The sequence below is a fragment of the Hydrogenophaga sp. GW456-12-10-14-TSB4 genome (assembly GCF_059424305.1).
Map to the genome: position 1 here is coordinate 1 of NZ_JBWKZH010000152.1, position 1,219 is coordinate 1,219.

The window sequence follows — 1,219 nt, forward strand, 5'->3', positions numbered from 1 at the left end:
AGGCCCGCCTGGTGCAGCCCGCACGCCAGCTGTTCCACCAGCTGCGCCATGCCCGACCACGTCGTCGTCTGCCAGATTCCGTATTCCTTCTCGCGCATCGCCGCACCCTCCGGGTGGCTTTGCGCGTGGCCCAGCAAGAGCCGGGGGAACGTGTGTTGCATGCGTGTCTCCTGAGGCCGGCCCCATGGCGCCGGTGCCAGGAACACCCCGGGTGGGGCATTCCGTTCTGCTGCGCATGGTAGGCCTTCGTTTGACGTCATGTTGTCGGTTCGACGACAATCTGGGGTCAACCCTCCTAGGACTTTCCCTAGACCACGCGACCCCATGAGCACCTTGGCCCCCCGCCGTTCCGGCACCGTTCTGCGCGACCGCGCCCGCCCGCCCACGCAGGAGGAGCTGGCCGAAATTCCCTGGCTGAAAAGCCTCACGCCGAGCGAGCGCGAGCGCGCGGTGGATGCGCTGGTGGTCGGTGACGCCGAGGCCGGCGACCACATCTGCCGCTTCGGCCGACCGGTCACCTACTGGTTCGGTCTGGTGGACGGTCTGCTCAAGATGAGCAACGACGATTCGCAGGGCCCGGTGATCACTTTCACTGGCGTGGCGCCAGGGGGCTGGTTCGGCGAAGGCACGGTGCTCAAGCACGAGCAGTACCGCTACAACATCCTCGCGCTGCGCAAGAGCCGCGTGGCCGGCCTGCCGGTGGAGACCTTCGACTGGCTGCTGGACCACTCGCTCGGTTTCAACCGCTTCGTGATGCACCAGCTCAACGAGCGCCTGGGCCAGTTCATCGCGGCGCGCGAGATCGACCGGCTCAACAACCCCGACCTGCGCGTGGCGCGCAACCTGGCTTCGCTGTTCCACCCGCTGCTCTCGCCCAACGTGGGCGGCGTGCTGCGCATCACGCAGCAGGAGCTGGCCTACCTGGTGGGCCTCTCGCGCCAGCGCGTCAACGAGGCGCTCACGACCCTGGCGGCCAAGGGCTGGATCCGTGTGGATTACGGGGGCCTGCGCGTGCTCGATCTGGCGGCCTTGCGCTCCGGCACGCTGGATGAAGGATGATCCCCCTTATGACGACCGACAAACCCGCCGCCCGCACGCTCAAGCTGAAGCCGGGCGCTGCCAGCAAGACCCCCTCCGATCCCTACGCCCCGCGCCGCGCCCCGGTGCGCCCGCCCGGCCCGGCGCGCGCCAAGAGCGTGTCGGCCTCGGCGCCCAAGCC

1 protein-coding gene is annotated in these 1,219 nt (G+C 68.9%); it reads left to right on the forward strand.

Translation table 11 applies throughout. The annotated features are described in order from the left end of the window. The first annotated feature begins 324 nt into the window (after window positions 1-324). Window positions 325-1,059, forward strand: a complete 735-nt coding sequence (locus AC07ZS_RS29825; RefSeq protein ID WP_494802039.1) for a Crp/Fnr family transcriptional regulator — start codon at window positions 325-327, stop codon at window positions 1,057-1,059. The last annotated feature ends 160 nt before the right edge of the window (window positions 1,060-1,219 follow it).

What these genes read in the sequence shown, in the direction of transcription:
- AC07ZS_RS29825 (WP_494802039.1), top strand. Translation starts at nt 325, where the DNA reads ATGAGCACCTTGGCCCCCCGCCGTTCCGGCACCGTTCTGCGCGACCGC.